This is a genomic window from Enterobacter sp. BNK-22 (assembly GCF_048684805.1).
Lineage (GTDB): Bacteria > Pseudomonadota > Gammaproteobacteria > Enterobacterales > Enterobacteriaceae > Enterobacter > Enterobacter quasiroggenkampii.
On the sequence record NZ_JBLQTT010000001.1, the window covers coordinates 4,491,028 to 4,516,609 of the forward strand.

At 56.5% G+C, this 25,582-nt stretch carries 21 protein-coding genes; 15 read left to right on the forward strand and 6 right to left on the reverse strand.

Features of this window, described 5'->3' with window-relative positions; genetic code table 11:
• Window positions 1–189: 189 nt before the first annotated feature.
• From ACMGGE_RS21220 to rlmM, 4 genes are all read left to right on the forward strand, one after another.
• Window positions 190–417, forward strand: coding sequence for a YgdI/YgdR family lipoprotein (locus tag ACMGGE_RS21220; protein WP_008499648.1), 228 nt, complete (start codon window positions 190–192; stop codon window positions 415–417).
• 349 nt (window positions 418–766) lie between these two features.
• Complete coding sequence (gene gcvA, locus ACMGGE_RS21225; protein ID WP_008499647.1) at window positions 767–1,684, forward strand: glycine cleavage system transcriptional regulator GcvA; 918 nt, start codon at window positions 767–769, stop codon at window positions 1,682–1,684.
• Window positions 1,685–1,723: 39 nt separating this feature from the next.
• On the forward strand, window positions 1,724–2,119 hold the full coding sequence (locus ACMGGE_RS21230; RefSeq protein WP_008499646.1) for a DUF423 domain-containing protein: 396 nt from the start codon (window positions 1,724–1,726) through the stop codon (window positions 2,117–2,119).
• Window positions 2,112–3,212 carry a 23S rRNA (cytidine(2498)-2'-O)-methyltransferase RlmM gene (rlmM, locus tag ACMGGE_RS21235; RefSeq protein WP_048029185.1) on the forward strand — a complete coding sequence of 367 codons (1,101 nt, stop codon included), beginning with the start codon at window positions 2,112–2,114 and terminating at the stop codon, window positions 3,210–3,212. The genes ACMGGE_RS21230 and rlmM overlap by 8 nt, the downstream gene beginning before the upstream one ends.
• Before the next feature lie 62 nt (window positions 3,213–3,274).
• Here the strand turns inward: rlmM and xni are convergent, their stop codons facing one another.
• From xni to queF, 5 genes are all read right to left on the reverse strand, one after another.
• Window positions 3,275–4,030: a flap endonuclease Xni gene (xni, locus tag ACMGGE_RS21240; protein WP_021241892.1), complete on the reverse strand. Its 756-nt coding sequence runs from the start codon at window positions 4,028–4,030 to the stop codon at window positions 3,275–3,277.
• Window positions 4,031–4,142: 112 nt separating this feature from the next.
• A complete protein-coding gene (locus ACMGGE_RS21245; protein WP_420294124.1) occupies window positions 4,143–5,510 on the reverse strand; it encodes an L-serine ammonia-lyase in 1,368 nt (455 codons plus the stop codon).
• 65 nt (window positions 5,511–5,575) lie between these two features.
• Window positions 5,576–6,871, reverse strand: coding sequence for an HAAAP family serine/threonine permease (locus ACMGGE_RS21250; protein WP_008499642.1), 1,296 nt, complete (start codon window positions 6,869–6,871; stop codon window positions 5,576–5,578).
• Window positions 6,872–7,386: 515 nt separating this feature from the next.
• The gene (ppnN, locus tag ACMGGE_RS21255; protein WP_008499641.1) at window positions 7,387–8,751 is read right to left on the reverse strand and encodes a nucleotide 5'-monophosphate nucleosidase PpnN; all 1,365 of its coding nucleotides are present in this window, start codon (window positions 8,749–8,751) and stop codon (window positions 7,387–7,389) included.
• A 116-nt stretch (window positions 8,752–8,867) separates the two neighbouring features.
• Complete coding sequence (gene queF, locus ACMGGE_RS21260; RefSeq protein ID WP_420294125.1) at window positions 8,868–9,710, reverse strand: NADPH-dependent 7-cyano-7-deazaguanine reductase QueF; 843 nt, start codon at window positions 9,708–9,710, stop codon at window positions 8,868–8,870.
• 69 nt (window positions 9,711–9,779) lie between these two features.
• Between queF and syd the strand changes: the two genes are divergently transcribed.
• From syd to ACMGGE_RS21300, 8 genes are all read left to right on the forward strand, one after another.
• A complete protein-coding gene (gene syd / locus ACMGGE_RS21265; protein ID WP_045908467.1) occupies window positions 9,780–10,325 on the forward strand; it encodes a SecY-interacting protein in 546 nt (181 codons plus the stop codon).
• Window positions 10,326–10,957: 632 nt separating this feature from the next.
• On the forward strand, window positions 10,958–11,287 hold the full coding sequence (locus ACMGGE_RS21270) for a YqcC family protein (RefSeq protein WP_023309024.1): 330 nt from the start codon (window positions 10,958–10,960) through the stop codon (window positions 11,285–11,287).
• On the forward strand, window positions 11,284–12,060 hold the full coding sequence (truC, locus tag ACMGGE_RS21275) for a tRNA pseudouridine(65) synthase TruC (protein WP_045908468.1): 777 nt from the start codon (window positions 11,284–11,286) through the stop codon (window positions 12,058–12,060). The genes ACMGGE_RS21270 and truC overlap by 4 nt, the downstream gene beginning before the upstream one ends.
• A gap of 24 nt (window positions 12,061–12,084) precedes the next feature.
• Entirely contained in the window at window positions 12,085–12,534 is a 450-nt protein-coding gene (locus ACMGGE_RS21280; RefSeq protein ID WP_023294459.1) for a flavodoxin, read from the forward strand.
• Window positions 12,535–12,867: 333 nt separating this feature from the next.
• Window positions 12,868–14,223, forward strand: a complete 1,356-nt coding sequence (gene gudP / locus ACMGGE_RS21285) for a galactarate/glucarate/glycerate transporter GudP (RefSeq protein ID WP_196365335.1) — start codon at window positions 12,868–12,870, stop codon at window positions 14,221–14,223.
• A complete protein-coding gene (locus tag ACMGGE_RS21290; RefSeq protein ID WP_045908469.1) occupies window positions 14,223–15,563 on the forward strand; it encodes an enolase C-terminal domain-like protein in 1,341 nt (446 codons plus the stop codon). Before gudP ends, ACMGGE_RS21290 begins: the two co-directional genes overlap by 1 nt.
• Before the next feature lie 12 nt (window positions 15,564–15,575).
• Window positions 15,576–16,916: a glucarate dehydratase gene (gene gudD / locus ACMGGE_RS21295; protein WP_420294126.1), complete on the forward strand. Its 1,341-nt coding sequence runs from the start codon at window positions 15,576–15,578 to the stop codon at window positions 16,914–16,916.
• Between the two features lie 77 nt (window positions 16,917–16,993).
• Entirely contained in the window at window positions 16,994–18,133 is a 1,140-nt protein-coding gene (locus ACMGGE_RS21300; protein WP_420294127.1) for a glycerate kinase, read from the forward strand.
• An 89-nt stretch (window positions 18,134–18,222) separates the two neighbouring features.
• Here the strand turns inward: ACMGGE_RS21300 and barA are convergent, their stop codons facing one another.
• On the reverse strand, window positions 18,223–20,982 hold the full coding sequence (barA, locus tag ACMGGE_RS21305; RefSeq protein ID WP_048029196.1) for a two-component sensor histidine kinase BarA: 2,760 nt from the start codon (window positions 20,980–20,982) through the stop codon (window positions 18,223–18,225).
• 57 nt (window positions 20,983–21,039) lie between these two features.
• Between barA and rlmD the strand changes: the two genes are divergently transcribed.
• The 3 genes from rlmD (at window position 21,040) to mazG (ending at window position 25,479) form a co-directional block, all read left to right on the forward strand.
• Window positions 21,040–22,338 carry a 23S rRNA (uracil(1939)-C(5))-methyltransferase RlmD gene (gene rlmD, locus ACMGGE_RS21310; protein ID WP_420294128.1) on the forward strand — a complete coding sequence of 433 codons (1,299 nt, stop codon included), beginning with the start codon at window positions 21,040–21,042 and terminating at the stop codon, window positions 22,336–22,338.
• 51 nt (window positions 22,339–22,389) lie between these two features.
• The gene (relA, locus tag ACMGGE_RS21315; protein WP_008499628.1) at window positions 22,390–24,621 is read left to right on the forward strand and encodes a GTP diphosphokinase; all 2,232 of its coding nucleotides are present in this window, start codon (window positions 22,390–22,392) and stop codon (window positions 24,619–24,621) included.
• 66 nt (window positions 24,622–24,687) lie between these two features.
• Entirely contained in the window at window positions 24,688–25,479 is a 792-nt protein-coding gene (gene mazG, locus ACMGGE_RS21320) for a nucleoside triphosphate pyrophosphohydrolase (RefSeq protein WP_032675437.1), read from the forward strand.
• Window positions 25,480–25,582: the final 103 nt, after the last annotated feature.

A 25,582-nucleotide genomic window follows, 5' to 3' on the forward strand; every position in this document is an offset into this window, starting at 1 on the left:
ATTCCTCATTTCAATATCACGATCGTCGCGCAATTTCAGCGGCAGGGCAAGGAGGTTGATATCTATCGGAATTGTCTGCTTATCCTGATGACCCCAAAAAAGCAGGTTATGCTAAATAGTGTTAGGCGGATGTTTTAGCCTGTTATAAATCGAGGTTTGAATAGCATTAATTGCTAAAGGAGAATAATCATGAATAAGACAGCTGCAATCATCTCTGCCTGTGCGTTTACTTTTGCCCTGAGCGCCTGTTCCGGTAACAACTACGTGATGCACACCAACGATGGTCGTTCCATCGTTTCGGAAGGGAAACCGACAACCGATAACGATACCGGGATGATTTCGTACAAAGATGCTAACGGGAACAAGCAGCAGATCAACCGCACGGACGTGAAAGAGATGAAAGAGATCGAGCATTAACCGATCGCAGGCGAAAAAAAAGCACCGCAAATTGGCGGTGCTACATTAATCACTATGGACAGACAGGGTAAATGTACAGGAAGTGAAAAATTGGTAGCGTTGCTACCGTGGTCTGAATCGCAGACCAATTGCAAACACAACAACACAACATCACAACCGTAAGCCAAAAGCCCTTCAGAACACGCATTCCGAAAAAAGCTCTTCGTTCCGGCTCAGGAAGTGCCGCCACTATAGGTATTTGCTGGTAGTTCCTCAACGGACAAATTATAATGGCTCAGATAAAAAAAACTAATAGGTTAAACGTTGTTTCCTATTTGTTAAATTCCGTTAACATCTAAGCCAGATAACCATGTCAAAGCGATTGCCCCCCCTCAACGCATTACGTGTTTTTGATGCAGCAGCACGTCACCTGAGCTTCACCCGCGCAGCCGATGAGCTTTTTGTGACACAGGCCGCAGTAAGTCACCAAATCAAGTCTCTGGAGGATTTTCTGGGCCTTAAGCTGTTTCGTCGACGCAACCGCTCGTTGCTGTTGACCGAAGAGGGGCAGAGCTATTTTCAGGATATTAAAGAGATTTTTTCGCAGCTCACTGAAGCCACGCGTAAGCTACAGGCCCGCAGTGCAAAAGGTGCCCTGACTGTCAGTTTATTGCCCAGTTTTGCCATTCAGTGGCTGGTGCCAAGACTCTCAAGCTTTAACTCAGCTTATCCGGGGATAGACGTTCGAATCCAGGCCGTGGATCGTCAGGAAGACAAGCTGGCCGATGACGTGGATGTCGCGATTTTTTATGGTCGCGGTAACTGGCCGGGCTTGCGTGTTGAGAAATTATACGCAGAATATCTCCTGCCGGTCTGTTCTCCCCTGCTGTTAACGGGCGACAAGGCGCTGAAGTCCCCCGCTGACCTGGCGCAGCATACGCTTTTACATGATGCCTCTCGACGCGACTGGCAAACTTATACCCGTCAATTAGGTCTTACTCATATAAACGTGCAGCAGGGACCCATCTTTAGCCACAGTGCGATGGTGTTACAGGCTGCCATTCACGGGCAGGGCGTGGCGTTGGCGAACAACGTCATGGCGCAGTCCGAAATTGAGGCAGGTCGCCTGGTCTGCCCTTTTAATGATGTACTGGTCAGCAAGAATGCGTTTTATCTGGTTTGTCATGACAGTCAGGCAGAACTGGGTAAAATAGCCGCCTTCCGGCAGTGGATACTGGCGAAAGCGGCAAGCGAGCAAGAAAAATTCCGCTTCAGGTATGAACAATAACGTTTGTGTGCCGGGCACGCATTAATTCAGGACTTAAACATGACCAGCCGATTCATGCTGATTTTTGCCGCGGTGAGTGGCTTTATTTTTGTTGCACTGGGCGCCTTCGGCGCACATGTCTTAAGCAAGTCGTTGGGCGCTGTAGAGATGGGCTGGATCCAGACCGGCCTTGAATATCAGGCGTTCCATACGCTGGCGATCTTTGGGCTGGCGGTGGCGATGCAGCGCCGTATCAGCATCTGGTTTTACTGGAGCAGCGTCTTCCTGGCGCTGGGCACGGTGCTTTTTAGCGGCAGCCTCTACTGTCTGGCACTTTCGCATTTACGCCTGTGGGCGTTTGTTACACCTGTCGGCGGCGTCAGCTTCCTGGCGGGTTGGGTATTAATGTTTATCGGAGCTATCCGTCTGAAACGCAAGGGCGTTGTTCATGAATAAGGTTGTTTTATATTGTCGCCCGGGGTTTGAGAAAGAGTGCGCCGCGGAAATTACCGATAAAGCGGCGAAGCGCGAAATCTTCGGCTTTGCTCGCGTAAAAGAAAACGCGGGTTACGTGGTTTTTGAATGCTATCAGCCTGAAGATGCGGATAAGCTGGCACGCGAGCTGCCGTTCAGCTCGCTGATCTTTGCGCGCCAGATGTTTGTCGCGGGTGAGCTGCTGAAGGATCTTCCCCCGGAAGACCGCATCACCCCCATTGTCGGCATGCTGCAGGGCGTGGTGGAGAAGGGCGGCGATCTGCGCGTTGAAGTGGCGGATACCAACGAAAGTAAAGAGTTGATGAAATTCTGCCGTAAGTTCACCGTTCCGCTGCGTGCGGCGTTGCGTGATGCGGGCGTGCTGACGAACTACGAAACGCCGAAGCGTCCGGTGGTGCATATCTTCTTTATCGCACCGGGCTGCTGCTATACGGGCTATTCGTACACCACCAACAACTCTCCTTTCTTTATGGGCATCCCGCGTCTGCGCTTCCCGGCCGATGCGCCAAGCCGTTCCACGCTCAAGCTGGAAGAGGCGTTCCACGTCTTTATCCCGGCGGATGAATGGGATGAGCGTCTGGCAAATGGCATGTACGCCGTCGATCTCGGCGCGTGCCCGGGCGGCTGGACCTATCAGCTGGTGAAACGCAACATGTGGGTATCGTCTGTTGATAACGGCCCAATGGCGCAAAGCCTGATGGACACCGGGCAGGTCACCTGGCTGCGTGAAGACGGCTTCCGCTATCGCCCGAACCGTAACAACATCTCATGGATGGTGTGCGACATGGTTGAGAAACCGGCGAAAGTGGCCGCGCTGATGGCCTCCTGGCTGGTAAACGGCTGGTGTCGCGAGACCATTTTCAACCTCAAGCTGCCGATGAAAAAGCGCTATGAGGAGGTGTCGCAGAACCTGGCCTACATTCAGGAGCAGATGGACGAGCATGGGATTAACGTGGAGATCCAGGCGCGTCAGCTGTATCACGACCGCGAAGAGGTGACGGTGCATATTCGTCGCTGGTGGGCAGCCGTAGGCGGGCGTCGCGACGAGCGCTAATACGTGCTTTGTTTTGCCCGGTGGCGCTGCGCTTACCGGGCTTTCAAAACCGTGTCGTCGCTTTAACGTTCTAACCTTAACTGCTGTAAATTCCCGTCCAGCTGTAAATCCGTCTGGAGCGTTGCGATTTCCCGGCAGATAAACGCCATCTCTTTATGCGCCTCCAGCTTCTTGCGCCATTTTTCTGGCACCTCGTCCAGACGGGCGTAAATGCCTTCCAGACTCTGAAAATCGGTCAGCAACTGCGCGGCGCTCTTCGGCCCAATCCCGGCCACTCCCGGAACTTTAGAACTGCTGATGCCAGCCAGGCCCCAGTAATCCGGCAGTTGCTCTGGCGATACGCCAAACTCGCTGGCAATAAACGGCGCGTCCAGCCAGCGTTTTTGAAAATAGTCGCGAATACGGATAGTGGGGGAGAGCAGCTGGCAGTAGCCTTTGTCTGTAGAAACGATCGTGGCCTGATGCCCGGCACTCGCCACCTTTACGGCCAGGGTAGCCGCGAGATCGTCGGCTTCATTTCCCTGTGCGCCCCAGCAGGGGACGCCCCGCTGTTCAAATGCGGCGCGCAGCATGGGCAATTCGGCGTGAAGATCGTCCGGCATCGGTGCGCGTCCGGCTTTGTAGTCGGGCAGACGCTGGTGCCGCCAGCCCGTATTGCGAGCTTCGTCATCAAATACCGCGACCGCATGGGTGGGTTCACTATGGCGGATAAGCTGTTCCAGCGCGTGCAGGCAGGTGTCTTTACAAGGCGTCCCCTGTACCGCATGGATACGGCGAATCAGGTTAAGTGCATCGACGATAAGTAAATGAACGGCCACAGATAATCTCCCTTCTATCTAATGCAAGAAGGGTAACACTGTCAGCAGCATGAAACTATGAATGGTGGGGAAAACAGGAAGAAGCCTCGCAAAACGAGGCTTCCTGAGAGGCTTAATCGCAGGTTACGATCTTCATCGCCAGGCCGCCGCGAGAGGTTTCGCGGTATTTGGCGTTCATATCTTTACCGGTTTCGTACATGGTCTCGATAACCTTATCGAGACAGACGCGCGGTTCGCTGGTGCGGCGCAGCGCCATACGCGCCGCGTTCACCGCCTTCACGGAGGCAATCGCATTACGCTCGATGCACGGAACCTGTACCTGGCCAGCAACCGGGTCACAGGTCAGCCCCAGGTTGTGTTCCATGCCGATTTCCGCAGCAATGCACACCTGCGCCGGGCTTGCGCCCAAGAGCTCCGCCAGACCCGCTGCCGCCATGGAGCACGCCACGCCGACTTCACCCTGACAGCCCACTTCCGCACCGGAAATGGAGGCGTTCATCTTATACAGAGAACCAATCGCACTGGCCACCAGCAGGTAGCGCGCCAGCGAGTTCGCATTCACTTCACGGATAAACTTGTCGTAGTACGCCAGTACCGCCGGAACGATGCCGCAGGCACCATTAGTCGGCGCGGTGACCACACGGCCCCCTGCGGCGTTTTCTTCGTTTACCGCCAGGGCAAACATGTTGATCCAGTCCACCACGGCCATCGGGTCCGTTGTCGTTTTGTCGGTGCTCACCAGCATACGGCGCAGCGCTGCCGCACGACGCGGTACGCGAAGCTTGCCCGGCAGAACGCCTTCGGTGGTGATCCCGCGCTCAATACCGCCGCGCATCACATCCCAGACGTTAGCGAAGTGCTGTTCCAGCTCCTCTTTGCTGTGCAGCGCCAGCTCGTTTTTCATCATCAGACCGGAGAGGGAAAGGCCCGTCTCCTGGCAGTGGCGCTGGAGGTCTGCCGCCGTTTTGTACGGATACGGCACCTCGACAGAGGAAGTACTGGTTTGACCAAAGTGGTCTTCGTCGACGATAAAACCGCCGCCGATAGAGTAATAAGTCTGGCTGTATATCGCTTTGTCGCCGGCCAGCGCGGTGATGCGCATACCGTTTTCGTGCAGCGACAGGTTGTCCGCATGGAAATTCATGCAATGGTCAACCGGGAATTCAACCTCATGCTCGCCGTTCGCCAGCAGCAGGCGCCCGTGGGTGTTCACGTCCTGGATAAAGCCAGGGATCGCATCAATATCAACGGTGTCCGGCAGGTTTCCCGCCAGGCCCATGATAATGGCGATATCGGTGTGGTGGCCTTTCCCGGTCAGGGAAAGCGAGCCGTATACATCGACAACCACGCGGGTGATGTCGTGCAAGATGCCGCGTGCAATCAAGTCATCCGTGAACTGCTTACCGGCTTTCATCGGTCCGACGGTGTGAGAGCTGGAAGGACCAATACCGATTTTGAAAATATCGAATACGCTAATCATGATGCGTCCATTGCTTTCAGTCAGAGAGGAGGGAGTGCGCCGTCCGGGGACGGCGCGGGTGAGAATCAGAACATGGTGTACAGGGAGTAGAAGATCGCAGAGATAGCGATAAGCCCCATGATAACCACAAAGACGTTGCTGACATGACCGCTGTACTTACGCATAGCCGGGACTTTCTGAATCGCGTACATCGGCATCAGGAACAGAATCATCGCGATGACCGGGCCGCCCAGGGTTTCAATCATGCCCAGGATGCTTGGGTTCAGCGTCGCTACCGCCCAGGTGGTGAGCAGCATGAACAGTGCAGTGATTTTGTTCAGCTTGTTGATTTCAATGCTCTTGCCTTTACCGCGCAGAGATTTAATCACCATACCGTTGAAGCCTTCACGTGCGCCGAGGTAGTGGCCCAGGAAGGATTTGGTGATGGCGATCATCGCGATGATCGGTGCCATCCACGCAATCAGCGGTGCGTTAAAGTGGTTCGCCAGGTAAGACAGAATTGAGATGTTCTGCTCTTTCGCTGCCGCCAGGTCCGCCGGGGAGAGGCTCAGTACGCAGCTGAAGACGAAGAACATAACGGTCAGCACCATCATGATGTGAGCGCGTGCCAGAATGCTGGAGCACTTCTTCTCTGCACCATTACCGTACTCTTCACGTTTCGCCACGGCGAAAGAGGAGATGATAGGAGAGTGGTTGAAGGAGAAGACCATTACCGGGATCGCCAGCCACAGGGTCATCAGCAGGCCGTTACCGGTCGCAGACGCGCTGCTCAGGGACAGGGTTTCCAGCGCTGCACCGTTCCACTGTGGGATCAGGTAGCAGGCCAGCAGCATCAGTGCGGCCACAAACGGGAACACCAGTACGCTCATCGCTTTCACAATCATCTGCTCGCCGAAGCGCACGATGGTCATCATGCCGACAATCAGGATCAGAGACAGGATGGCACGCGGTGGCGGCGTCATATGCAGCTGGTGCAGCATGAAGCTTTCAACGGTGTTGGTGATCGCCACGCTGTAAACCAGCAGGATAGGGTAAATCGCGAAGAAGTAGAGCAGGGTAATCAGTTTACCTGCGCCCACGCCGAAATGCTCTTCAACCACTTCAGTGATGTCTTCACCCGGGTTTTTACCGGACAGCACGAAGCGGGTCAGACCGCGATGTGCAAAGAAGGTCATCGGGAAAGCAATGATAGCCATAATGATCAGCGGGATCAGACCGCCGACGCCTGCGTTGATAGGAAGGAACAGTACACCAGCGCCGATTGCTGTGCCGTAAAGGCCAAGCATCCACATGGTATCCGTTTTGCGCCAACCACTTCGGGATTCAATCGAAGCAACGGTGCTGGTTTGAGTGGTTTCCATCTGTATCTCCTGGAGGAAGCGAATTGTCAGGTTTTTAGTCAAATCCGATGAAAAAGTGCCTGACGGTAATATGAAATTCGTTCAGTGACGGTTTTTTAATAATTTTTGCCCGTAACTATTGGCGGGCGGAAAGATACATTCTAGTTATGAATCTATCAGTGATCGTGATCTCAAATGCAATAATCCACTTATGATGTGGGCATCTTTAGACCATTTATCTGTTAAAAAAACATCAAAGAGAATTTACGGGCGCGAAGGCTACCACCAACGACATGTGCGCTGAAAGACCGCCCCGTGATATAGGTGTCTTTCTCTGTAAAGAAATGGGTTTTTAGTATTTTCTGGCAGGTAATTTGGATTAAGGCTGATAATTTACGGTTGCAAAATGCAGGTAATCGTTTGCGTATGTGACAACTTTGTAAAAGATATAAGTGATGCCTATGAATTACATCAGGAATAAAAAAAGCCGGGACGCGCAACAGGGCGACCCGGCTTTGATGAGATATCGCTAAGCGTCAGGTGCAGATTTCGTAGCAAGGAATATAGGCAGAGCCCGGCAGCTTCATGCGGTGCTGGGCGACAAAGCCCTGAAGCATGTCATCCATACGGCGCATCATCTCCGGATCGCCGTGGATCTTGTACGGACCGTACTGCTCAATGGCGCGGATACCGACCTCTTTGACGTTGCCCGCCACAATCCCGGAGAAGGCGCGACGCAGATCGGCGGCCAGGACTTCCACCGGCTGATCCGGGTAGAGTTTCAGGTTCGCCATGTTCTCGTGTGAAGGCTCGAACGGGATCTGCAGATCCGGTGCAATGCGGATTGACCAGTTAAAGCTGTAGGCATCCCCGGTATCGCGACGGTTCTCTTTCACCAGCGGCATCGCTTTTTTCATCTGGCGCGCCACTTCCGCAGCATCGTCGATGATGATGCGATAGTGACGACGCGCGGCTTCACCCAGCGTGTGCACGATAAACTCGTCCAGCACGCGGAAGTAGTCGGCGCTCTCTTTTGGTCCGGTCAGGATCAGCGGCAGAACCTGATCTTTGTTGGCCGGGTTCATCAGAATACCCAGCAGATAGAGCAGCTCTTCCGCTGTCCCCACGCCGCCCGGGAAGATGATGATGCCGTGGGCGATACGGACAAACGCTTCAAGACGTTTCTCGATATCCGGCATGATAATCAGTTCGTTAACCAGCGGGTTAGGTGGCTCAGCGGCGATGATGGACGGCTCGGTCATACCGATAAACCGTCCCTCTTTGTAGCGCTGCTGCGCGTGACCCACTGCGGCACCTTTCATTGGCGCTTCCATCGCACCCGGACCACACCCGGTACAGATATTGAGTTCGCGCAGGCCAAGCTGGGTGCCCACCCGACGCGCATAAAGGTATTCGGTTTCGTTAATGGAGTGACCGCCCCAGCAGACAACCATGTTCGGCGCTTCACCCACGTGCAGGGCACGGGCGTTGCGCAAAATGGAGAACACCAGGTTGGTGATATGGACCGAGCTTTCCAGATCGAGATGCTGGAAACGGCCTGCGTTGTGGATCTGCCCGTTAACAAACAGGATGTCACGCAGCACGGCAAACAGGTTAGCCTGAAGTGATCGAATGATGCGTCCGTCGACAAACGCCTCTTCCGGCGGGTTGATGACTTCAAGCTTCACGCCACGCTCGCGGCGCAGCACGTTGATATCAAAGCTTTCGAAGCGGGACAGCAGTTCTTTACTGTTATCTGTCAGGCTTCCGGAGTTCAGAACGGCAAGTGAACAGTTACGAAACAGTTGATAAAGATCGCTGCTGGCCGTGCGTTTAAGCATGTCCACTTCCAGCTGCGACAACATATCCATTGAGCCAAGCGGGCTAATATGTGTAATCAAGTGAGCTCCTTACGGGACGATTATCGTCTTTCCCTGTTGATTACAATAGCCCTGGCCCGTGACGTTTCACAACCTAAAGCGCGGAAGATACCGCGCATATTGTGAAAATATTTATATTACTGACGCACCAGCCGGCCCGTCGCCGGCACAAAATCGGTATTGGTGCGCCACGGGTTAATGTCCAGACCGCCGCGGCGGGTGTAGCGCGCGTAAACGCTCAATTTTTCTGGCTGGCAGAAGCGCTGAATATCGCTAAAAATGCGCTCCACGCACTGCTCGTGGAATTCATTGTGATGGCGGAACGACACCAGGTAGCGCAGCAGCTTTTCCCGGTCAATTTTCGAGCCGCGGTACTGGATCTGCACCGAGCCCCAGTCCGGCTGATGCGTGATCAGGCAGTTGGATTTCAGCAGATGGCTGACCAGCGTCTCTTCGACCACCTTGCCGCTCGCCGCGTTTTCGAGGTAGTCCGCGCTGAATTCATAATTCTCCACCTCGATGTCCTGATCGTCGATGCAGGTTCCGTTGAAGTGGGCGACCGGCTGGCCTTCCAGCTCGTGCAGGCGATAGAGTGAGACGCTCACCTTTCCCAGCGCGCAGGCGCTTAAATCACGTTCCAGGGTGTGCTGAACGTCGTCCCAGCTGTTGAATTTGGTCTGGTTAAAGCTGTTGAGATAGAGCTTAAAGCTTTTCGACTCGACGAGATTCACGCTGGCGTAGTCCAGCTCAACGTGACCCACCGCCACCTGCGGCAGGCCGCGCGCGTTGAGCCACGAGAGTTCGTACAGCGTCCAGATATCGCCCCCCACGAACGGCAGGGCGTCCGCGTGCAGTCCCAGAGGATCGCGGTTCAGGCTACGCGGCACGCCCTGCAGCAGGCTTGCATCGTAGGTATCGCGGTAATCGGTCGATTTACCCAGCGTTAAGCCGGTTAACGCCTGATGATTTTCGTAAGACATGTTTCATAGCCACTTTACAGGTACACTTATGGCCTGAGTTTATCCTGTCTGACAAGAAGAGAGAAATCGGTGGACATCGAAACTGCAAATGCCCTCACTACCTTTACGACCCGCTACTGCGATGCATGGCATGAAAAGCAGGGCACGTGGCCGCAAAGTGCTGATTTATATGGCGTCCCCTCGCCATGCATTATCTCTTCGCTTGATGATTACGTGATCTGGCAGCCGAAGCCGAATACCGGCGAGCAGAATGTAAATGCGGTTGAACGGGCAATGGACATTGTGGTACAACCAGCGGTTCATGCGTTTTATGCCACGCAGTTTGCAGGGGATATGCCTGCGCGCTTTGCGGACATGACGCTGACGCTGTTGCAGACCTGGAGCGAAGACGATCTGCAGCGTGTTCAGGAAAACCTGATCGGTCATCTGGTCACGCAAAAACGCCTTAAGCTTTCTCCGACGCTCTTTATCGCCACGCTGGACAGCGAGCTGGACGTTATCTCCGTCTGTAATCTGTCAGGTGAAGTGATTAAAGAGACTATCGGTACCCGCAATCGCGAGACTCTCGCCCCCTCTCTTGCGGATTTCCTCACCCGACTTGAGCCCCTTCTGTAATCCATGCTGCTACAGCGCGTGTGAGAGATCTCTTACAAGGTTTGTGAGAGATCGCTGGAACATTCAGTATTACCTCATTAAATTCAGATTAATATCACTCTATTTTTCAATGGATTAGTTGTTCATCCTATTATTTTTAGGGAGTCCCGGCGTCTTACAACGCTGGCTGAGTGGGTTGTAAGACGAAGCGGAATAGCGGATTCTATCTCCGTCGACAGGAAGCCGACACGAGAAACGAACATCAGGATGATGGCGTTTCTCACACAGGACTCGTCAGGATGGCGCTGCAGGAAGGCTTCAGGATGAAGCAAAGTGGATAACGCAGGATGCGTAAGGGACACCTCCAGGAAGGAGAACGAGAGCCGGTCAGGATGGTCGGTGGGTCAGGAAGGCCAGGACGTTTCAGGATGAAACAAACACGTCAGGAAGATGTGTGCAGGATGCGAAAGGTAGACGGATGACCAGGCCTTCGGGCTTCAGGAAAAGTTGTCACGGATGAGCAGGGAGCACGAATTGTAGCTGGAATGCTGCGGAACGAACCGGGAGCACTGTTTTTACAGTGCTCCCTTTTTTTATTTCTGCCTTTCGCAATGCTATGCTGCGCGCCGTTCACATTTTCAGTTGAGGTTACTATGACGCAACACGATAGCGTTCGTGCTCAGTTGCACGCCATCGAAGCCCTTTTGCGCCAACATCAGCTGTGGCAGGAGACCGCGCCGCAGCCAGAAGCGTTCGCCAGCACCCAGCCCTTTTGCCTGGATACGCTGGCGCCTTTCGAGTGGCTGCAGTGGGTGTTAATTCCGCGCATGCACGCCCTGCTTGAGGGGGGGCACCCCTTGCCGCAGGCGTTTGCTGTCTCTCCCTATTATGAAATGGCGCTCGAAGCGACGCACCCTGCGCGCGACGTCATGCTGGTCGAACTGGAAAAACTGGATGCCCTGTTTGCCGGTGAAGATGCATGACGCTTGAGATCCTCTATCAGGACGAGTGGCTGGTGGCGGTGAATAAACCGTCAGGCTGGCTGGTGCACCGCAGCTGGCTGGATCGCGACGAGAAAGTGGTGGTGATGCAGACCGTTCGCGACCAGATTGGTCAGCATGTATTTACCGCCCATCGCCTCGACCGGCCGACCTCCGGCGTGCTGCTGATGGGGCTTTCCAGCGAAGCTGGCCGTCTGCTGGCGCAGCAGTTCGAACAGCACCAGATCCAGAAGCGCTACCACGCGGTCGTGCGTGGCTGGCTGACCGAGTCCGCCACCCTAGACTACCCGCTGGTGGAGGAACTGGACAAAATCGCCGATAAATTTGCCCGGGATGACAAAGGCCCGCAGCCCGCCGTGACGGATTATCGCGGCATGGCGACGACGGAAATGCCGGTGGCCACCAGCAAATTTCCGACCACACGCTACAGCCTGGTTGAGCTTCTGCCCAAAACCGGGCGTAAGCACCAGCTGCGACGCCATCTTGCGCATCTGCGTCACCCGATTATTGGCGACAGCAAACACGGTGATTTGCGCCAGAACCGCAGCGCGGCCGAGCACTTTGGCTGCCATCGTCTGATGTTACACGCAAGCGAGCTCAGCCTGACGCACCCGTTTACCGGCGAGCCGCTGACTATCCGCGCGGGGCTGGACGACGTCTGGATGCAGGCGTTGTCACAGTTTGGCTGGCTCGGACAACTCCCCGAAAATGAAAGGGTTGAGTTTGTATCGGGCAACGTTCAGGATGAAGAGTAAGCGCATTCACTATGGGAAAATAGCATGGCTGAAGTAGGCATTTTCGTCGGCACAATGTACGGCAACTCGCTGCTGGTCGCGGAAGAGGCGGAGGCGATTCTGGCAAGCCAGGGTCATAAAGCCACGGTCTATGAAGATCCGGAGCTGGCGGACTGGGAAAAGTATAAAGATAAATACATTCTGGTGGTGACCTCCACCACCGGGCAGGGCGATCTGCCGGACAGCATCGTGCCGCTGTTCCAGGGCATTAAAGACCAGCTTGGCTATCAGCCAGATGTTCACTACGGCATCATCGCCCTCGGCGATAGCTCTTACGCTAACTTCTGCGGCGGCGGCAAGCAGTTCGATGCGCTCCTGCAGGAGCAGAGCGCCCAGCGCGTGGGCGAGATGCTGCTGATTGATGCGGGTGAGCACCCGGAGCCAGAAAGCGAATCAAACCCGTGGGTGGAGAACTGGGCCTCACTTCTCAAATAACACGCTGCCCGGCGGCGCTTCGCTTGCGCGGGCCTACGGGTTTTCCAGGCCGGGTCAGGCGTAGCCGCCACCCGGCATTACCCCCCGCCCCAAACGCCATTTCCGTGAACCACCTTCCACTCCTCTGGGCTTATGCCCTAAACAACCTCCCTCACACCCTTTAATACTGTGTTTTTGCACGGTGAGGTGAAGAGGCACTCCTTCATATACTTTTCCGGTCACGATAAAACGGCTTCAGGCCGTACCAAAACGACAAAATCTATCTCATTCTGCTTACCCTACCGGTGCTGTACAGAATGAATCAGGCGAAAGCTATGTTTCAGGAGTGCAACAATGAGTTCATTAAGCCACGCAGCGAGCAGCGCTGAAAAGCGCACCAATGCCCGCTACTGGATAGTGGTGATGCTGTTTATCGTCACGTCCTTTAACTATGGTGACCGCGCCACGCTGTCGATTGCCGGCTCGGAAATGGCAAAAGATATCGGCCTCGATCCCGTGGGCATGGGTTACGTTTTCTCCGCCTTCTCGTGGGCCTACGTCATCGGGCAAATTCCTGGCGGCTGGCTGCTGGACCGCTTTGGCTCTAAACGGGTCTATTTCTGGTCCATCTTTATCTGGTCTGCCTTTACCCTGCTGCAGGGCTTCGTCGATATCTTCAGCGGCTTCGGCATTATCGTGGCGCTCTTCACGCTGCGCTTCCTGGTGGGGTTAGCGGAAGCGCCTTCCTTCCCGGGCAACAGCCGCATTGTGGCGGCCTGGTTCCCGGCGCAGGAGAGGGGAACGGCGGTGGCGATTTTCAACTCCGCACAGTACTTCGCGACGGTGATCTTTGCGCCCATTATGGGCTGGCTGACCCATGAGGTGGGCTGGTCGCACGTGTTCTTCTTTATGGGCGGACTCGGGATCGTCATCAGCTTTATCTGGCTGAAAGTGATCCACGAACCCAACCAGCATCCTGGCGTAAACAAAAAAGAGCTGGAGTACATCGCAGAAGGCGGCGCGCTGATCAACATGGATCAGAAATCCTCGACGGCGAAAGTCCCGTTCAGCCAGAAATGGGTGCAGATCAGGCAGCTCGTCGGTTCGCGCATGATGATCGGGATCTATCTGGGCCAGTACTGTATCAACGCCTTGACCTACTTTTTCATCACCTGGTTCCCGGTTTACCTGGTGCAGGCACGCGGCATGTCGATTCTTAAAGCGGGGTTTGTCGCCTCGGTTCCGGCCATCTGCGGCTTCGTGGGAGGCGTGCTCGGCGGGGTCATTTCCGACTGGCTGATGCGCCGCACCGGTTCCCTGAACATCGCGCGTAAAACGCCTATCGTGCTCGGCATGCTGCTCTCCATGACCATGGTGTTTTGTAACTACGTCAATGCCGAGTGGATGATTATCGGCTTTATGGCGATGGCCTTCTTCGGCAAAGGCATTGGCGCGCTGGGCTGGGCGGTGATGGCGGATACGGCCCCGAAAGAGATCAGCGGCCTGAGCGGCGGTCTGTTCAACATGTTCGGCAATATCTCCGGGATTGTTACACCCATCGCTATCGGCTACATCGTCGGCACCACCGGATCGTTCAACGGTGCGCTAATCTACGTGGGTGTGCATGCGCTGGTGGCGGTCCTGAGTTACCTGGTGCTGGTGGGGGATATCAAACGCGTCGAACTTAAACCTGTTGCGGAGCGTGGCTGATGACAACGCAATCGAGCCCAACCATCACGGAGATGAAGGTCATCCCGGTGGCCGGGCAGGACAGCATGCTGCTCAATATTGGCGGTGCGCATAACGCCTGGTTTACCCGTAATATCGTCGTGCTGAAAGACAGCGCAGGAAATACCGGCGTGGGCGAGGCGCCAGGCGGAGAGGTGATTTACCAGACGCTGGTCGATGCCATTCCGCAGGTCGTGGGGCAGGAGATTGCCCGCCTGAACAAGGTGGTTCAGCGGGTGCATAAGGGCAATCAGTCGGCAGACTTTGAGACGTTCGGAAAAGGTGCCTGGACGTTTGAACTGCGCGTCAACGCGGTTGCCGCCCTGGAAGCGGCTCTGCTTGATTTACTGGGGAAGGCGCTCAATGTCCCGGTCTGTGAACTGCTGGGGCCCGGCAAACAGCGCGATGCAGTCACCGTGCTGGGCTATCTGTTCTACGTTGGCGATCGCAATAAAACCGACCTCCCCTATCTGGCCCGAACCGCGGGCGACCACGACTGGTATCAGTTACGCCACCAGGAGGCGCTCTCCAGCGACGCGGTGGTGCGGCTGGCCGAGGCGGCGCAGGATCGCTACGGCTTTAAGGATTTCAAGCTGAAGGGCGGCGTGCTGCCCGGCGAGCAGGAGATTGAAACGGCCCGGGCGCTGAAACGGCGCTTCCCGGATGCACGGATCACCGTCGATCCGAACGGCGCATGGCTGCTGGATGAAGCCATTAGCCTGTGCAAAGGGCTGGGGGATGTTCTGACCTATGCGGAAGACCCCTGCGGCGCGGAGCAGGGCTTCTCGGGCCGTGAAGTGATGGCCGAGTTCCGTCGTGCCACCGGGCTGCCGGTGGCGACCAATATGATCGCCACGAACTGGCGCGAAATGGGGCACGCGGTGATGCTGAACGCCGTCGACATACCGCTGGCGGACCCGCACTTCTGGACGCTCTCCGGCGCAGTGCGCGTGGCCCAGCTGTGCGATGACTGGGGGCTCACCTGGGGCTGTCACTCGAACAATCACTTTGATATTTCGCTGGCGATGTTTACCCACGTTGGCGCCGCAGCGCCGGGTAACCCGACCGCCATCGACACCCACTGGATTTGGCAGGAAGGGGAAGCCCGCCTGACGAAAAATCCGCTGGAAATCACAGAGGGCAAAATTGCCGTACCGGATGCGCCGGGCCTGGGCGTGGAGCTGGACTGGGATCGGATCCAGAAAGCCCATGAGGCGTATAAAAAATTGCCGGGCGGCGCGCGTAACGACGCGGGCCCGATGCAGTACCTTATTCCCGGCTGGACATTTGACCGTAAGCGCCCTGTTTTCGGACGTCACTGATAAAAGGATTGAATGATGAGTACTTTTTCTACCCCTGTCGTCACCGCCATGCAGATCGTTCCGGTTGCGGGCCATGACAGCATGCTGATGAACCTGAGCGGCGCGCACGCGCCGTTCTTTACCCGCAACATTATCATTATCAAAGACAATGCTGGCCATACCGGCGTGGGCGAAATTCCGGGCGGGGAGAAGATCCGCAAAACCCTGGAAGAGGCCATTCCGCTGGTGGTGGGCAAAACGCTGGGGGCGTATAAAAATGTCCTCAACACCGTGCGCAATACCTTTGCCGATCGCGATGCCGGGGGCCGGGGCCTGCAGACCTTCGATCTGCGCACCACTATCCACGTGGTGACCGGAATTGAAGCCGCGATGCTGGATCTGCTGGGCCAGCATCTGGGCGTTAACGTTGCGTCGCTGCTGGGCGAGGGGCAGCAGCGCAGCGAAGTGGAAATGCTGGGCTATCTGTTCTTTGTCGGCGACCGCAAGCTGACGCCACTGCCGTACCAGAGCCAGCCCGAAGAACAGTGCGACTGGTACCGGCTTCGCCACGACGAGGCAATGACCCCTGATGCGGTGGTGCGCCTGGCGGAAGCCGCTTACGAGAAATATGGCTTCAACGATTTTAAACTGAAGGGCGGCGTGCTGGCCGGGGAAGAAGAGGCGGAAGCCATCACCGCGCTGGCAAAACGCTTCCCGCAGGCGCGCGTGACGCTGGATCCGAACGGTGCCTGGTCGCTTGATGAAGCGATCGCGATCGGCAAGCAGCTGAAAGGCGTGCTGGCGTATGCGGAAGATCCATGCGGCGCTGAACAAGGCTTCTCTGGCCGTGAAGTGATGGCGGAATTCCGTCGCGCTACAGGGCTGCCAACCGCGACCAATATGATTGCTACCGACTGGCGTCAGATGGGGCATACCTTATCCCTCCAGTCAGTCGACATTCCGCTGGCTGACCCGCACTTCTGGACGATGCAGGGCTCGGTGCGTGTGGCGCAGATGTGCCATGAGTTTGGCCTGACCTGGGGTTCGCACTCCAACAACCACTTCGATATCTCTCTGGCGATGTTCACGCACGTCGCCGCCGCCGCGCCGGGCACCATCACGGCTATCGACACCCACTGGATCTGGCAGGAAGGTAATCAGCGTCTGACTAAGCAGCCGTTTGAGATTAAAGGTGGCATGGTGCAGGTGCCTTCCACGCCGGGGTTGGGGGTTGAGCTGGATATGGATCAGGTCATGAAGGCCTATGAGCTGTATCAGAAACACGGTCTGGGCGCGCGCGACGATGCGATGGCGATGCAGTATTTGATCCCGGACTGGACATTCGACAATAAACGTCCGTGCATGGTACGATAAACGCATTGGGACCGCTCCCACGAGCGGTCTTTTACGTGGTGTATGCTTAACGTAACGACTATGCGTAAGGATGGCTTATGAAAATTGTTATCGCACCGGACTCGTATAAGGAAAGTTTGAGTGCGCTTGAGGTTGCGACAGCGATAGAACGTGGTTTTCGCGAGATCTTTCCCGAGGCGGTTTATGTGAAACTGCCGGTCGCGGACGGTGGCGAAGGGACGGTTGAGGCGATGATCGCAGCAACGCAGGGAAGCATTGTGCATGTTCCGGTGACCGGCCCGCTGGGCGAGCGCGTGGAGGGGTTCTATGGCTTGTCCGGAGATAAGCAGAGCGCCTTTATTGAAATGGCGGCGGCAAGCGGCCTGGAATTGGTTGCACCTTCGCTGCGTAATCCGCTGAAAACCACCTCCTGGGGCACGGGCGAACTGATTCGTCACGCGCTGGATGCGGGCGTTAAGCATATCATTATTGGCATTGGCGGCAGCGCCACCAATGACGGCGGCGCAGGCATGGTGCAGGCGCTGGGGGCGAAACTGCTGGACGACAATGAACAGTCTCTTGGGCAGGGCGGGGGCGAGCTGGGAAAACTCGCGCGTATTGACCTAAGCGGGCTGGACAGACGTCTGGCGGAATGCCGGATTGAAGTGGCCTGCGATGTAACCAATCCGCTTACCGGGAAGGACGGCGCGTCAGCCGTATTTGGCCCGCAGAAGGGGGCCACACCCGAGATGATCGTCACCCTGGACAACGCGCTTGCGCACTATGCGAGCGTGATTGCCCGGGACCTGGATATTGATGTGCTAAACCTTGCTGGCGGCGGCGCGGCGGGGGGCATGGGCGCGGCGCTGTACGCCTTTTGCGGCGCGCAGCTGCGCCAGGGCATTGAGATCGTGACCGATGCGTTACACCTGGCCGACCAGGTGGCCGATGCGGATTTGGTGATCACCGGTGAAGGCCGCATTGACAGCCAGACGATCCACGGCAAAGTCCCGGTGGGGGTGGCGAAGGTGGCGAAACGCTTTAACAAACCCGTTATCGGCATTGCGGGCAGCCTGACGGCGGACGTTGGCGTGGTACACGATCACGGCATTGATGCGGTGTTCAGCGTGATCTACACCATCTGCTCGCTGGAAGACGCGCTGGAAAATGCCGGCGAAAACGTCAGGATGGCCGCAAGAAATATCGCGGCGGTGCTGAAAGTGGGGCAGGCATTTTAGCTGTGATTGCCGGGTGGCGGCTTCGCCTTACCCGGCCTACGTTAGTGCACCTTTAGGCCCGGTAAGCGTAGCGCCACCGGGCTTTTACCTCAGCTCCCCAGCACCTTCATCGCTTCGCGCGTCACGTTATCCATTTCATCCAGCAGCTCCAGAAACTCCGGTTCAAGCTCCGATTCCGGCGTGCCCGCACGCAGCTGCTGCTCCAGCAGTTGGCAGAGGTTTTTCAGCCGCGGTACGCCGCTGTACCCGCAGCTGCCGTGCAGCTTGTGGATTGCGTCCAGCAGATCTTCCGGGTTTTCACCCACCAGCTGCTCTTCCACCTTATTGCGAATTTCCGGCAGAAACGCGACCAGCATTTGCAGCATGTCACGGGCGAGATCGGGTTTACCTGCCGCCTGGCGCAGCGCAAGCTGCCAGTCAAAGGTGGCGTTCTGATTAACACTTATCTCAGCCTGCTCGCTGGAAACCGTGTACGTTCCGCCAATATGACCCGGCTTGTAGCGCAACAGCAGGCTATGAAGTTTCTCTTCATCGATGGGCTTTGCCAGATAGTCATTCATCCCGGCGCTCAGCAGCTTCTCCTTCTGGCCCGCCATCGCGTGCGCGGTGACAGCAATAACCGGCGTTTGCTGCTGATGCGGCAGTTGGTGGATCAGCTCGCAGGCCCGGATGCCGTCCATGCCCGGCATCTGTATATCCATCAGGATTAAATCGAACTGCATCTGCTTAGCCTGTTCAACCGCCTGCGCGCCGCTGGTGCACAGTTCAACATGCTGAACCTGGTCTTCAAGCAATGCGCCAATGAGCTTCAGGTTGGCCGGATTATCATCCACCGCCATCACGCTCATCGGCAATTTTTGCTCATCGTTAATCAGCGGAAGGGCATGCTGGCTAAGACGGCAATATTCCGTGAGCGCGGGCAGCAGGCGGGTCGCAGTGAGCGGTTTAAGCAAGCAGGCGGCGGCCCCGTCATTTTTCAACTCTTCTGCATTCAGCTGCGCGTGGCAAGGCAGCGCCAGCAGCAGGTAGTCGGTCATCGAGGCGGCTTTCGCCAGCCGCTCCTGCTGCATGGTCAGCTCGCCGGTGAAGGTGACCGGGATCCCCATCAGCAGGATGTCATAATGCTCAACGGCCAGAGCGGAGAAGGTTGGGCTGTAGACCACCTCCAGCGGCGTGGTGCTTAAGATGTCGAGCGCACACTGCGCCGCCGCAGCGTTAGGTTCAACGTAGGCCAGACGCTTGCCTTTCAGGCAGTCCGTCACCGGGCCATCGGTCAGCACGTTCGGATTGAGGTCCAGATTAATATGGAACCAGAAGGTTGAACCGCGATTTGGCTGGCTGTGGAAAGAGATATCGCCGCCCATCTCGTTCACCAGACGCTGGGTGATCACCAGCCCCAGACCGGTGCCGCCATGACGGCGGGAGATGCTGGCATCCGCCTGACGGAACGCCTGGAACAGACGCGACTGGTCGCGCTCCGGAATGCCGATGCCGGTATCGCGGATCTGGACTTCAATCTGGACCTTATTGCTGCTGATCGAGCGTTTCTCTACCAGGACGTCGATATTACCGCTTTCGGTGAATTTAATGGCATTCCCGACAAGGTTGGTAATGACCTGCTGCAGGCGCAGCGGATCGCCAATGACGTTATCCGGCACGTCGTTTTTAATATTAAGCGTCAGCTCAAGGCCTTTGTCGTGCGACGAGTGCGCGAGCAGCGTCACCACTTCATCGAGCGTGCTGCGCAGCGGGAAGGGAATACTCTCGAGGATCAGCTTGCCCGCTTCCAGCTTGGAGAAGTCCAGCACGTCGTTGATGATCGCCAGCAGGTTGTTGGCCGAGCGTTCAATGGTGTGCAGGTGATCCCGCTGAGTAGGATTCAGCTCGCTTTTCAGGGTCAGACGGGTAAAGCCGATCACGCCATTGAGCGGCGTGCGCAGCTCGTGCGACATATTGGCAAGGAATTCCGATTTGATACGCGCCGCTTCCTGAGCGCGCTTTTTCGCCAGATCCAGCTCAACGTTTTGGATCTCCATCTGCTCCAGCGTTTCGCGCAGGTCGGACGTCGCCTGGTCAACGTTGTGCTGCATCTCTTCGTGATAGGCCGCCAGCGACATCGCCATCGAGTTGATGCCGTTTTTCAGCATATCCAGCTCGCCCAGCATAAACCCTTCCACACGGCTGTCGAGCTGTCCCCGGCGAATGCGGTCAACCGTGTTAACCATGTTGCGGATGGGACCCGTCACGTCGCGCATCAGGCGCCAGCCGAAGATCAGCGCAATGCCGATGCAGAACAGCATCATCACGCCGGAGATGAAAATCTCTTTGTACTGCTGTAGCCGGACCGACTTGAGATCCAGCTCCAGCGCCACATATCCCAGCATATTATTGCTGGATTTGGCGTCGGACTGCGCAGACTCATCGGGGGAATAACTCTCCGACACGATCGGCGTGCGCAGGATCATGATATCGCCGCGCCGCAGTACGGTGAGGTGACGCGGGAACGGCGTACCGTCCGGGATCTTCAAGGCCGCCGGATCGAGATGAAAATTCGAGGTGACAAACAGGCGGTTATGTTCGTCGTAAACGGAAATGGCGCGTACGATGTCCGAGTGGCGGCGGTGGAGTACGCTGATTAACTGCCCAATGGATTCGCGGTTTTGCAGGTTCATGCCGTACTCGCTGGAGACGGCAAGCGGTTCGATAATGCTGGCGCCTGCATCCTCCAGCTGTCGCTGCAAATCGTTATAGCGGTGCACCACAAAGAAGATACTCAGCAGCAAACCGATGAGAACGGTGGGGGCGAGGATCAAAATCATCATGCGCGCGCGCAGGCTGTAGTTGGTCATGGCGTTCCGTTATGGGACAATTAAGATAATTATGTTTATGTGAGAAAAATCTCTGCGATGGCGCAATTCTACTCTGCAAAGCGACGCGTGACGACGCGTCAAATCATCACTGTTGAGGCCACGGACCTTGATCCGTTTGGTCAGGGAGTGGCACGCCACAATGGTAAGGCTCTGTTTATAACAGGTTTACTGCCAGCAGAACGAGCAGAAATTACGCTGACGGAAGATAAACGCCAGTTTGCGCGCGGGCAGGTTAAGCGTCGCCTCAACGATAGCCCGGAGCGTGTGGCGCCCCGCTGTCCCCATTTTGGCGTGTGCGGCGGCTGCCAGCAACAGCACGCGAGCACAGAATTACAGCAAAAAAGCAAAAGCCGCGCGCTGGCGCGTCTGATTAAACATGACGTTAACGAAATCCTTGCCGATGAGCCCTGGGGCTATCGTCGTCGCGCGCGCCTGAGCCTCAGCTATCAGCCAAAAACGGAGCGGCTGGAGATGGGGTTTCGCAAGGCTGGCTCCAGCGACATCGTTGACGTGAAGCAGTGCCCCATTTTGGTGCCCCATCTTGAGGCATTGCTTCCGGAAGTGCGCATCTGCCTCTCCGGGCTGGACGGCGTTCGCCATCTTGGGCATGTCGAACTGGTCATGGCAAACAATGGCCCGCTGATGGTGCTGCGCCATACCGCGCCGTTGTCGAAAAAAGATCGCGAAAAACTGGAACGCTTTTCGCATTCCCACGACCTGGCGCTTTTCCTTGCACCACAAAGCGAGATACTTGAACAGGTTACCGGTGAGGCGCCCTGGTATGCGTCAAACGGACTACGCTTAACGTTCAGTCCGCGAGATTTCATTCAGGTCAATGATGGCGTTAACCAGCAGATGGTGGCGAAAGCGCTGGCGTGGCTGGATGTTCAGAAAAGCGACCGGGTGCTCGATCTGTTCTGCGGAATGGGCAACTTCACGCTGCCGCTGGCGCGAGAAGCGGCCTGCGTCGTCGGCGTGGAAGGCGTTGAGGCGCTGGTGGCGAAAGGGCAGGAGAACGCGCGGCAGAACGGCTTGCAAAATGTGACATTCTTTCATCAAAATCTTGAGGAAGATGTCACCCAACAGCCGTGGGCAAAGCAGGGCTTCGATAAAATTTTGCTCGACCCGGCACGTGCCGGTGCCCCGGGCGTGATGGCACATATTATTAAACTCGCGCCGAAGCGTGTGGTCTATGTTTCCTGTAACCCGGCAACCCTTGCCCGGGACAGCGAGGCATTACTCAGCGCGGGTTACCAGATTCAGCGTCTGGCAATGCTGGACATGTTCCCGCACACTGGGCATCTGGAATCGATGGTGTTGTTCGAGCACATCTAATTTGTTTGGCTTGTCGACTTCGACAGGCCCTGGTCCCTAAAGGAGAGGACAATGGTTGCGGTAAGAAGTGCACATCTCAATAAAGCTGGGGAGTTTGACCCACAAAAATGGATCGCAAGTCTGGGAATTTCCAGCCAGCAGTCGTGTGAACGCTTAACCGAAACCTGGGCCTATTGTCTGCGCACCACGCAGGGGCATCCCGACGCCGATCTTCTCCTGTGGCGCGGCGTGGAGATGGTTGAAATCCTGTCCATGCTGAACATGGACATCGAAACGCTGCAGGCCGCGCTGCTGTTCCCCCTTGCGGATGCGGACGTGGTCAGCGAAGACGTGCTGCGCGACAGCGTCGGGAAATCCGTCGTCGCGCTGATCCACGGCGTACGCGATATGGCGGCTATCCGCCAGCTTAAAGCCGCGCACACCGATTCCGTCTCCTCAGAGCAGGTCGATAACGTTCGCCGGATGCTGCTGGCCATGGTGGATGATTTCCGCTGCGTGGTCATCAAGCTGGCCGAGCGTATTGCCCACCTGCGAGAGGTGAAGGATGCGCCGGAAGACGAGCGCGTGCTGGCCGCCAAAGAGTGTACAAACATCTATGCGCCGCTGGCGAACCGCTTAGGGATTGGTCAGCTGAAATGGGAGCTGGAAGATTACTGCTTCCGCTATCTGCACCCGGCGGAATATAAACGGATTGCCAAACTCCTGCACGAGCGCCGTATCGATCGCGAGCACTATATTGAGGAGTTTGTCGGCGGCCTGCGTCAGGCGATGAAAGAAGAGAACGTGCGCGCCGAAGTCTACGGTCGACCAAAACACATCTACAGCATCTGGCGCAAAATGCAGAAGAAACACCTCGCCTTTGACGAGCTGTTTGACGTGCGCGCCGTGCGTATCGTGGCGGAGCGTCTGCAGGACTGCTACGCCGCGCTGGGGATAGTACACACTCACTTCCGTCATCTGCCGGATGAGTTCGATGACTATGTCGCCAACCCCAAACCGAACGGCTATCAATCTATCCATACCGTGGTGCTTGGCCCGGGTGGTAAAACGGTCGAGATTCAAATCCGCACCAAACAGATGCATGAAGATGCCGAACTGGGCGTTGCCGCGCACTGGAAATACAAAGAAGGCACGTCCGGCGGGGCGCGTTCAGGCCACGAAGACCGCATTGCCTGGCTGCGTAAGCTGATTGCGTGGCAGGAAGAGATGGCCGATTCCGGCGAGATGCTCGACGAAGTGCGCAGCCAGGTCTTTGACGATCGGGTGTATGTCTTTACGCCGAAAGGGGACGTTGTTGACCTGCCGGCCGGCTCTACGCCGCTCGATTTTGCCTACCACATCCATAGCGATGTGGGGCACCGCTGCATCGGGGCGAAAATTGGCGGGCGTATCGTACCGTTCACCTATCAGCTGCAGATGGGTGACCAGATTGAAATCATTACCCAGAAGCAGCCGAACCCGAGCCGGGACTGGCTTAACCCGAACCTGGGGTATGTCACCACCAGCCGCGGACGCTCGAAAATTCACGCCTGGTTCCGTAAACAGGATCGTGACAAGAATATCCTTGCCGGTCGTCAGATCCTCGACGACGAGCTGGAGCATATCGGAATCAGCCTGAAAGAGGCGGAGAAATTCCTGCTGCCGCGCTACAACTTCAACGAGCTTGATGAGCTGTTAGCGGCCATTGGCGGCGGTGATATTCGTCTGAATCAGATGGTGAACTTCCTGCAGGCGCAGTTCAATAAGCCAAGCGCGGAAGAGCAGGACGCGGCGGCGCTGAAGCAGCTGCAGCAGAAAACCTACGCGCCGCAGCAGCGCAGCAAGGACAACGGCCGCGTGGTGGTCGAAGGTGTCGGTAACCTGATGCACCACATCGCCCGCTGCTGCCAGCCAATCCCAGGGGATGATATCGTCGGCTTTATCACCCAGGGGCGCGGAATTTCGATTCACCGTTCCGACTGCGACCAGCTTGCCGAGCTTCAGTCCCATGCGCCGGAGCGCATCGTGGAAGCGGTCTGGGGGGAAAGCTATTCCGCTGGCTACTCGCTGGTGGTGCGTGTTACCGCCAACGACCGCAGCGGCCTGCTGCGCGACATTACGACCATTCTCGCCAACGAGAAGGTCAACGTGCTGGGCGTCGCCAGCCGCAGCGATACCCGCGAGCAGCTTGCCACCATCGATATGACCATCGAAATCTACAACCTGCAGGTGCTGGGCCGCGTGCTTGGCAAGCTGAACCAGGTGCCGGATGTGATTGACGCGCGTCGTCTGCACGGCGGCTAAACATCCTCTTCCGTAGGCCGGGTAAGGCAACGCCGCCCCCCGGCATTTTTTCATCAGGACAGAACTATGACTCAAATCGACCGCCTGCTCGGCATCATGAAGCGCCTGCGCGACCCGGAAAACGGCTGCCCGTGGGACAAAGAGCAGACTTTCGCCACCATCGCCCCGTACACCCTTGAAGAGACCTACGAGGTGCTGGACGCCATTTCCCGTGAAGATTTTGACGACCTGCGCGGCGAGCTGGGCGATCTGCTGTTCCAGGTGGTGTTCTACGCGCAGATGGCGCAGGAAGAAGGGCGCTTTAACTTTGACGATATTTGCGCTGCCATCAGCGACAAGCTTGAGCGCCGTCATCCCCATATTTTTGGTGACGCCACCGCAGAAAACAGCACCGAAGTGCTGGCCCGCTGGGAGCAGATCAAAAGTGCAGAGCGGGCAGAAAAATCCCAGCACTCCGCGCTGGATGATATCCCGCTGAGCCTGCCCGCGCTGATGCGCGCGCACAAAATCCAGAAACGCTGCTCCGCGGTGGGGTTTGACTGGACCTCCCTCGGCCCGGTGCTGGATAAAGTGCACGAAGAGATTGACGAGGTCATGCACGAAGCGCAGCAGGCGGTGGTGGATGAAGCAAAGCTTGAGGAAGAGATGGGCGATCTGCTGTTTGCGACCGTCAACCTTTCTCGCCACCTGGGTGTAAAAGCGGAAACGGCACTGCAAAAAGCCAACCTGAAATTCGAACGCCGCTTTCGCGAAGTAGAGCGGATTGTCGCCTCGCGAGGCCTGGAAATGACCGGTATTGACCTCGACGCGATGGAAGAAGTCTGGCAGGAAGTAAAGCGCCAGGAATCTGATCTCTAACGAAATTTTGCGATCAAGCGCAATTTGTGTGATTTTTTAAATGACAAGCGCTTGATTTGCGTCAAAAACATTTACCCAAAAGGGGCTATTTTCTCACTCCTTA